This is a genomic window from Paraburkholderia bengalensis (assembly GCF_037126505.1).
GTDB lineage: Bacteria > Pseudomonadota > Gammaproteobacteria > Burkholderiales > Burkholderiaceae > Paraburkholderia > Paraburkholderia bengalensis.
This window is the reverse complement of sequence record NZ_JACFYJ010000187.1, coordinates 1-6,208: the sequence shown is the minus strand read 5'-3', so window position 1 is coordinate 6,208 and position 6,208 is coordinate 1. Positions and strand designations below refer to the sequence as shown.

Below are 6,208 nucleotides of genomic sequence, written 5' to 3'. Positions count from 1 at the left end.
TCGGGCTGCGCCGCATGTCACGGAATACGCCTCGCTCCCATGCGCGCCGCGGGCAACACGAATTAACCATGGATGTCATCGTCATTGGCGGCGGGATTGAACACCGCCACGCGGATGCCAGCGAAAAAATGGCCTGCGCAGCAAACACCGCCCGGAGATGCCAACGAAAAAACGGCCTGCGCAGCAAACATCGCCTCGCGGATGCCGCGAAAAAACGGCCTGCGCAGCAGAGGCAAATGGCGGATGCCACCCAAAAAAGCCGTCGCAGACAAAACAACAACACCAACACCAACTACAAAAACCCACCCGCCACGCGACCCATCTGCTGGATCCCGTTCTCAAACGCACGCGCAAAGAACGGCATCATGTTCGGCAGCAGCAGTTGAATCAACAGCAAACCCGTAATGACGGTCAGCGGCAATCCCACCTGAAACACGCCGATCTGCGGCGCAGCCCGATTCAGAATCCCGAGTGCAAGATTGGTGATCAACAGCGCCGTCACGATGGGCAGCGCCAGCATCAGACCGCCGCTGATCACGGTGCTGCCCCAGCCCGCCAGCACACGCCAGCCGTTCGCGCCCAGCACGTTCGCCGAAACAGGCAGCGACTGGAAGGTCTGGATCAACGCCGACAACATCTGCAGGTGACCGTCGAAAGCAAGAAACGCAAGCACGGCAATCATGTACATGTAGCGCGACATCACGTCCGTCGAGCCCGACGCGTGCGGATCGAAAAACGTCGCGAAGCCGAGACCCATGCTCATGCCCATGATGTCGCCCGCTGCCTGCACGGCGCCGAATACGACCTGCATCGTGAAGCCGAGCGCGGCGCCGATCAGGAACTGGTTGACGATGATCCAGATGCCCGGCGCGGAAAACACCGTGACCTGCGGCAAGGCGCCGATCGTCGGCGCGACGATGATCGTGATGAACGCCGACAGGCCGACCTTGACGCGTATCGGCAGCGACTTGTCGCTGAAGGCGGGCGCGGTCGCCACCAACGCAAGTACCCGCACGAACGGCCACAGGAACGCGGTGAGCCAGACGTTCAGCTGCTCGTAAGTGACGGAAAACATCGCGCGCCGAAAGAGAGAGAAAGAAACGCGCTCAGTTAGCGAGCGTCGGAATGCTGGTGAACATGTGGCGCATGTAGTCGAGCATTTTCGCGAGCATCCACGGCCCGATCAGCACCAGCGTCACGGCAATCGCGAACAGCTTCGGAATGAACGACAGCGTCGCTTCGTTGATCTGCGTCGCGGCCTGGAACAGGCTCACGATCAGACCGACCACGAGCCCCACGAAGAGCGGCGGCGCGGCCAGCAGCAAGGCGACGTACATCGCTTCGTGCGCAAGGGTGGTGACGGTTTCCGGCGTCATGATGCAACTCTCCCGGTGTCGTGGACGTTAAGCGTGGACATTGAGCGTGGACATTGAGCGCGGACGTCAAACGAAGCTCTGCGCAAGCGAGCCGATGACCAGCTGCCAGCCGTCGACGAGCACGAACAGCATCAGCTTGAACGGCAGCGAAATGGTCGCGGGCGAAATCATCATCATACCCATCGACATCAGCACGCTCGCCACCACCATGTCGATGATCACGAACGGAATGAACACGGTAAAGCCGATCTGAAAGCCCGTCTTCAGTTCGCTCGTCACGAACGACGGCACCAGCAGCGACAGCGGCACGTCTTCCGGACCCTGCATCGGCGCGGCGTGCGAAATGCGCGCGAACAGGGCGAGGTCGCTCTCGCGGGTCTGCTTCAGCATGAACGCCTTGAACGGCGCGACGCCGCGCTTCACGGCTTCGTCCATCTGGATCGTGCCTTCGGAAAACGGCTTGTAGCCGTCGGTATACGCCTTGTCGAGCACGGGCGACATCACGAACAGCGTGAGGAACAGCGCAAGGCCGACCAGCACCTGGTTCGTCGGCGTGGTCGGCGTGCCGATCGCCTGACGCAGCAGCGACAACACGATGATGATGCGCGTGAAGCTCGTCATCATCAGCACCATCGCGGGCAGGAACGACAGCATCGTGAGCAGCAGCATCGTCTGCACGCTCAGCGAGTACGTCGTGCCGCCGTTCGGCCCGGGGCTCGTGTTGAAGGCGGGCAGGCCGTTGGCCTGTGCGTGCGAAAGCGTCGGCAGCGCGAACAGCAGCGCGGGCACGGCGATCGGCGCAAGCAGCGCGGCGCCCTTCAGGATGTGCTTTTTCATCGAAGCGGGGGAGCGCGTCGAAGCCGCGCAAGGGGCGTGGGTCGTCACAGCGCAGCTGCGCTGCGCGTCAGATCGGTGGTGCTGCATTACTGTTCTCCGCCTTGGCGTCGCTGAAAGCGCTTGCCTGCTTCGTGTTTGAGCGCGTCGCGAAAGCGTTGTCCGAAAGTGCCGCTCATCTGGACGGGGCCGCCAGCACTCGATGCGCCGGATGCCGGAAAGGCCGTGTTGGTGGAAAGATGCGCGCCCGTGGCCGAGCCGGCGGGCATCGTATGCAGCAGGCGCACGTTGCCAGGCGCCGCGCCGAGCACGAGCCAGGTGTCGCCGATTTCGACGACGGCCACGCGCTCCTTGCCGCCGAGCGACGTGCCGCCGACCGTCTTCACGATGCCGCCGCGCCCGCCCGGCTGCAGATTGAAGCGGCGCGCGAGCCACGCGAACGCGAACACGAGGCCGATCACCACGGCGAGTCCGACGATCGTCTGCAACACCGCGCCGACGCCGAGCGCCGGCACCGCTGTTCCCGCGCCGACGCTCGAGGCGATCTTCGCGGCGTTGTTGACGGCGTTCATGTCGGCGGCGCGCGCGGCGTTCGGCGCGATGCCGGCCAGTGCGACGCATGCCAGCGCGAGCGCCGACGCAAAGCCCGACGCGAAGTCCGACGCGAAGTCCGACGTAAAGCCCGACATAAAGCGGAACGTGAAGCGGGCGCGGCGCGCGAGCGGCTGGCCGCTCTCGTGGGACGCGGCCCGGGTCACTGCGTGTTTCATCGGTTCAGTTTCCGGATACGCTCGGACGGCGTGATGATGTCGGTCAGACGGATACCGAACTTGTCGTTCACGACCACCACTTCGCCTTGCGCGATCAGGCAGCCGTTGACGAGCACGTCCATCGGCTCGCCCGCGAGGCCGTCCAGCTCGACGACGGAACCTTGCGCGAGTTGCAGCAGGTTGCGGATCGCGATCTTCGTGCGGCCCAGCTCGACGGTCATCTGGACGGGAATGTCCAGGATCATGTCGATGTCGTTGCGCGTCGTGCTCGGCTCCACTTTCGACAGCGGCTGGAACACGCCCGCCGTCGTCGCGCTCACCGACGTGTTGTTGTTCTGCTCCGCCAGCGCGCTCGCCCAGTCATCGAGCGCTGCTTCTTCGGCGCCTGCGCCCGGCAGCGGATCGCTGACCTTGGAGTCTTCCGGCATGTCCATCTCGGGTGTCGAGTTCAGCTCAGTCATATCCCGCTTCCTTCATCTGTTCCGCTGCGCTGATCATCTTTTGCACGCGCAGTGCGTATTGACTATTGAAAATTCCGTAGCCGCATTCCATCACCGGCACGCCGTCGACTTTCGCCGTGATGTGCTCGGGAATGTTGATGGGCAGCACGTCGCCCGCCTTCATGTTGAGAATCTGCTGGAACGTCACGGGAATCTGCGCGAGATCCGCCGTCAGTTCCACTTCCGCTGCCTGCACCTGCTGCGACAGCACGCGCACCCAGCGGCGGTCCACTTCGAGCGCTTCGCCCTGGATCGGCGAGGACAGCACGTCGCGGATTGGCTCGATCATCGAGTACGGCATGCAGATGTGCAGCGTGCCGCCCGTCGGGCCGAATTCGATCGAAAACTGCGTGACGATCACGATTTCGTTCGGCGTGGCAACGTTTGCGAACTGCGTGTGCATTTCCGAGCGCACGTATTCGAACTGCAACGGCCGCACGCTTTTCCATGCCGTCGTGTAGTGCTCGAACACGAGGCCGAGCAGCTTGCTGATGATGCGCTGTTCCGTCTGCGTGAAGTCGCGGCCTTCGACGCGCGTATGAAAGCGCCCGTCGCCGCCGAACAGGTTGTCGACCACGAAGAACACGAGGTTCGGGTCGAACACGAACAGCGACGTGCCGCGCAGCGGCTTCACGTGGACGAGGTTCAGGTTCGTCGGGATCGGCAGGTTGCGCGTGAACTCGCTGTACTTCTGCACCTTCACCGGGCCGACGGAAATTTCCGCCGTGCGCCGCATGAAGTTGAAGATGCCGACGCGCAACAGACGCGCGAAGCGGTCGTTGATGATTTCGAGGCCTGGCATCCGGCCGCGAACGATGCGTTCCTGCGTCGCAATGTTGTAGGGGCGAACACCGGAGCGGTCGGACTCGCCGGATTGCGAGTCGGATTCGCCCGTGACGCCCTTGAGGAGGGCATCGACCTCCTCCTGGGACATGAACTCTTCGTGGCCCATTCCTATTCCTCGTGCGTCCCTTCGCGATTGATGGCGCGGTTGAAGATCAAATCAGTCAGCGCAGCGCGCTGTTACTGGACGACGAATTCGGTGAACAACACGTCCGAGACGTGCACCGGCTGAGCGTTTGCCTCGGTGGGCTCTTCGATCAGCTTTTCGAGTTCCGTGGCGAGCGCCTTCTTGCCGTCGAGCGTCGCGAGTTCCTCGGGATGCTTGTTCGACAGCGCGAGCAGCACGCGGCTGCGGACTTCGGGCATGTGTTCCGTCAGATGCTCCTGCACTTTCGGGTCGGCGAGCTTCAGCGTCAGACCGATGCGCAGATAGTGCTGCTGGCCGTCGTCGGACTGCAGGTTCACCGTCATCGATTCGAGCGGGAAGAAGATCGGCGCGGGCGCGGGAGCGGGCGCTGCTGCCGTCGCGGGCGCGGGCGCGCGCTTCGACATGAAGAACCAGACGCCTGCGCCGGCGGCGCCCGCCGCGACCAGGACGATCAGCAGGATCACCACAATGCGCTTGACGAGCCCCGGAGAGGAGGGCTTCGCGTTGACTTGCTGGTTTGCGGTCGTGGTTGCCATGAAATGATTGCCTCAATGCTGTAGGTGAATTTTCAGGTGTCGGACGATGCTGCGATGTGTCGAAAAGAAGGGAAATTCAGGGTTAGCTCGATTGTTTAACGCTGCGCTGGCTTTTTCGTTTTTCGTGCTGGTTTTGGTTTTTGCCCTGTTATCCGCTGGTTTTACGCGCTGGCATCCGCGTCATGTTTTCGTTCTTCATGCGTTGCCCCTGTGCGGGGCGGCACCTACTTTTGTTTGTCCCCCAAGGGGACTTCCTTCGGGGCGCAGCCGCAAAGAAAAGTAGGCAAAAGAAAGCGGCTCACACCGAGCCTCTTGACTATCGTGAGCAAACCTCGACGGCCGCGTGTGCGGGAAACTCTGGTAGGCCTTCATGCCGCGCACGCTTGCACTTTGGACCTGGTCCGAAGTGGGGTATATCGGGCGCGACGGACTACACATAGTTTGCCGCTGCTTGGGCTGTCTATATTCCTTTGCGATGGTCAAGCGGCTCGGTGTGAGCCGCTTTCTTTGGTTACTTTCTTTGCGGCGGCAAAGAAAGTAACTGCCGCCCCGCACAGGGGCAACGCTAAAAAACGGACAACGCAGAGCGGATGCCACCGCCAAGGCAAAACTACACAAAAATCAGGCAAACGTATCGACAAGCCCAACAGTGCGCCGCACAGGCACATTCACACCCATCGCGCCGCTGTCAGCGACATCGATCCCCGCATCGACGCCGCGGCTGCCACTGCCGCCCGAACGGGGGCGGCCACCCTCGTCCTGTCCCTGCTGGCTGCTCTGCCGCGCAAAGCCGTCGCTGACGCTCGCACTTCCCAATCCGATACCGCCTTGCTCCATCGCCTCGCGCAGCTTCGGCAGCGCGGCTTCGACCGCGTCGCGCACCTGCTGATGCTGCGAAACGAAAAGAGCATGTGCATGGTTATCGGCAACCTGCAGGACGACCTGTAGCGGGCCGAGATCGCGCGGATTGAGCGTGAGTTCCGCCGTCTGCTGATGCGCGTTGGTAAGGAACACGACCTTCTGGCTGAACGCGTCTTCCCAGTCGGACGCGCCGACCTGCGGCGCGATCGCGTTCGCCATCGCGGCCGTAGAGGGACCGGACGTCTGCGCCGCCACCGACGATGCGCTCGCCGATGCCGCCGCCGCTGCCGCCTGGGTCGCGGCCAACGCGGCGTTCACGCCGCCCGTCGCGGCGGGCAGG

9 protein-coding genes are annotated in these 6,208 nt (G+C 63.0%); 1 reads left to right on the top strand and 8 read right to left on the bottom strand.

The features are described from left to right. Window positions 1-386 (top strand): hypothetical protein (locus H3V53_RS42120; protein WP_336602884.1); only part of this gene is annotated, 386 nt, incomplete at its 5' end. Here H3V53_RS42120 and fliR read toward each other — a convergent pair. The 8 genes from fliR to H3V53_RS42080 all read right to left on the bottom strand — a co-directional run. Further along, on the bottom strand, window positions 293-1,075 hold the full coding sequence (gene fliR / locus H3V53_RS42115; protein WP_336602883.1) for a flagellar biosynthetic protein FliR: 783 nt from the start codon (window positions 1,073-1,075) through the stop codon (window positions 293-295). The two genes, H3V53_RS42120 and fliR, sit on opposite strands and share 94 nt — an antisense overlap. Before the next feature lie 31 nt (window positions 1,076-1,106). Next, a complete protein-coding gene (gene fliQ, locus H3V53_RS42110; RefSeq protein ID WP_336602882.1) occupies window positions 1,107-1,376 on the bottom strand; it encodes a flagellar biosynthesis protein FliQ in 270 nt (89 codons plus the stop codon). Between the two features lie 66 nt (window positions 1,377-1,442). After that, entirely contained in the window at window positions 1,443-2,213 is a 771-nt protein-coding gene (gene fliP / locus H3V53_RS42105) for a flagellar type III secretion system pore protein FliP (protein ID WP_336602881.1), read from the bottom strand. Window positions 2,214-2,299: 86 nt separating this feature from the next. Then, window positions 2,300-2,782 carry a flagellar biosynthetic protein FliO gene (gene fliO, locus H3V53_RS42100; RefSeq protein WP_419539750.1) on the bottom strand — a complete coding sequence of 161 codons (483 nt, stop codon included), beginning with the start codon at window positions 2,780-2,782 and terminating at the stop codon, window positions 2,300-2,302. A gap of 194 nt (window positions 2,783-2,976) precedes the next feature. Then, window positions 2,977-3,414 (bottom strand): flagellar motor switch protein FliN, encoded by a 438-nt coding sequence (fliN, locus tag H3V53_RS42095; RefSeq protein ID WP_419539749.1) that lies wholly within the window; start codon window positions 3,412-3,414, stop codon window positions 2,977-2,979. Between the two features lie 19 nt (window positions 3,415-3,433). Continuing rightward, the gene (gene fliM, locus H3V53_RS42090; protein WP_054918338.1) at window positions 3,434-4,432 is read right to left on the bottom strand and encodes a flagellar motor switch protein FliM; all 999 of its coding nucleotides are present in this window, start codon (window positions 4,430-4,432) and stop codon (window positions 3,434-3,436) included. Between the two features lie 71 nt (window positions 4,433-4,503). Continuing rightward, window positions 4,504-5,007, bottom strand: a complete 504-nt coding sequence (gene fliL, locus H3V53_RS42085; protein ID WP_054918339.1) for a flagellar basal body-associated protein FliL — start codon at window positions 5,005-5,007, stop codon at window positions 4,504-4,506. Between the two features lie 621 nt (window positions 5,008-5,628). Continuing rightward, on the bottom strand, window positions 5,629-6,208 hold a 580-nt coding region (locus H3V53_RS42080; RefSeq protein ID WP_336602878.1), incomplete at its 5' end, for a flagellar hook-length control protein FliK.

Excerpts from the sequence above, each read along its gene's own strand:
- fliR (WP_336602883.1), bottom strand. The coding sequence starts at position 1,075 with ATGTTTTCCGTCACTTACGAGCAGCTGAACGTCTGGCTCACCGCGTTC.
- fliQ (WP_336602882.1), bottom strand. The coding sequence starts at position 1,376 with ATGACGCCGGAAACCGTCACCACCCTTGCGCACGAAGCGATGTACGTC.
- fliP (WP_336602881.1), bottom strand. The coding sequence starts at position 2,213 with ATGAAAAAGCACATCCTGAAGGGCGCCGCGCTGCTTGCGCCGATCGCC.
- fliO (WP_419539750.1), bottom strand. The coding sequence starts at position 2,782 with ATGAACGCCGTCAACAACGCCGCGAAGATCGCCTCGAGCGTCGGCGCG.
- fliN (WP_419539749.1), bottom strand. The coding sequence starts at position 3,414 with ATGGACATGCCGGAAGACTCCAAGGTCAGCGATCCGCTGCCGGGCGCA.
- fliM (WP_054918338.1), bottom strand. The coding sequence starts at position 4,432 with ATGGGCCACGAAGAGTTCATGTCCCAGGAGGAGGTCGATGCCCTCCTC.
- fliL (WP_054918339.1), bottom strand. The coding sequence starts at position 5,007 with ATGGCAACCACGACCGCAAACCAGCAAGTCAACGCGAAGCCCTCCTCT.